2 protein-coding genes are annotated in these 1,546 nt (G+C 65.7%); one reads left to right on the top strand and one right to left on the bottom strand.

Features of this window, described 5'->3' with window-relative positions; all coding sequences use genetic code 11:
* On the top strand, positions 1-278 hold a 278-nt coding region (locus RT662_RS12915; protein WP_313671112.1), incomplete at its 5' end, for an alkyl sulfatase C-terminal domain-containing protein.
* A gap of 139 nt (positions 279-417) precedes the next feature.
* Here RT662_RS12915 and RT662_RS12910 read toward each other — a convergent pair.
* A partial coding sequence (locus RT662_RS12910) for an LVIVD repeat-containing protein (protein ID WP_409530171.1) occupies positions 418-1,546 on the bottom strand: 1,129 nt, incomplete at its 5' end.

The following is a 1,546-nucleotide window of genomic DNA, read 5'->3' as shown; positions in this document are numbered from 1 at the left end:
CGATGACCATCGCGTTCGAAATTCCCGATGCCAAGGAACGCCATCTCGTCAGCATCGGCAATGGCGTGATGTTGCACGAAAAGGGGGCCACCGATGCCGCGCAGGCGACGCTGGTGGTGCCGCGCCGGGCGCTGATCGGGCTGATCGGTGGCGCGGTGAAAGCGCCCGACCTGATCGCGGCGGGGCAACTGGCGATCAAGGGTGACCTGGCCGTGCTGCAGCGCTTCATGGGCCTGTTCCAGCCGCCGAAGCCGGATTTCCCGCTGGTCGCGCCGTAAGCGGGCGCTCTCCCCACCCTGTCATGCTGGCGCAGGCCAGCATCCACTGTGCCGGTTGCACCATCAGTCGCCACGATGGGCCCTCGCCCAACGATGGATGCTGGCCTGCGCCAGCATGACGGGTGTAGTTAGTGGCCCGCTACTTCCGGAGCGGCGACCACGCCCCCATGTCGACCCGGTCGGTCACGCGATAGGGCTGGCCGTTCTCGCCGATGAAGAAATGCTCCGTCTCCTTGCGGTTGAACGGACGCGAACCCAGGCGGCCGAGGATGGCGATCTGGCTGCCGGTTTCGTCCACCGCGCGGTCACGATCCAGGCCCTTGGCCACCGACAGCGCCGGGCGGGCAGTGCGGGTGAAGGCGATCAGTTCCGGCATGGGCTTGGGTGAGAAGCCATAGAAATTGGGCTGGCTGTCCGGGCTGGTCAGTTGCAGCACCTTCACGCCGTTCCTGCCATCGGCGACATAGGCAAACAGCGTCGCATTGGTGGTGGCCACCACGACGTCCTCCGCATCGTTCAGCGTGCCGTTCGCGGTGAAGCGCTGGTAGAGTTTCGGCGCCAGCGGCTTCTTGATGTCCACGATCATCAGGCCTTCGCCCTTGGCGGCGACATAGGCATAGGTGCGCGCCAGATAGAATTTGCGCGCGTCGGCAATCGGCAGCGTCGCTTCGGGGTGATGGATCGGCCGCGACAGATCGGCGATGTCGAACACCTCCAGGCCATTGGCCGTCGTCACCCACAGATAGCGGAACTGCACGGCGCTGGCCCGCGCATCGTTCAGCGGCAGGGCAGCGGCAAGCTTGGGCGCCTTGGGATTGTCGAGGTTGACCACCACCACCCCACGCGGCGTGGTGATATAGGCCATGTAGCCGGCCAGCGTGACATGGCGGGCGCCGTTCAGCACGCCATCCGGGTTCCACGCCGTCTTGCCGCCCTCCAGGACCGTGCGGCGCAGGAAGTTGTTGCGCGGCTCGCCATCGGTGAGCGTGTCGACATTCACCAGAACCAGGCCCTCAACCGCATCGGTCACCACCGCATAGCGGTAGATCTCGTGCATCTTCTGCTCCTGGTTGTAACCCGCCAGCGGATCGGCGAGCGGCTTGCCGGCGGCGCGGGCTTCCTGTTCACCCACGATCTTGTCGTTGCGCGGCACGGCGATCGGCTGGTTGGTGGCGATGGCCATGCAGGTGGCATTGGCCGTCTTCACCTGCGCATCGTGGCCCAGCGCGGAGAAGGGCGATTTGACGATGCGTTCGGAAACGCCCTTA

The sequence above is a fragment of the Sandarakinorhabdus sp. genome (assembly GCF_032115815.1).
Taxonomy (GTDB): Bacteria; Pseudomonadota; Alphaproteobacteria; order Sphingomonadales; family Sphingomonadaceae; genus Sandarakinorhabdus.
The sequence above is the reverse complement of the archived record's forward strand: the minus strand, read 5'-3'. Positions and strand labels throughout refer to the sequence as shown.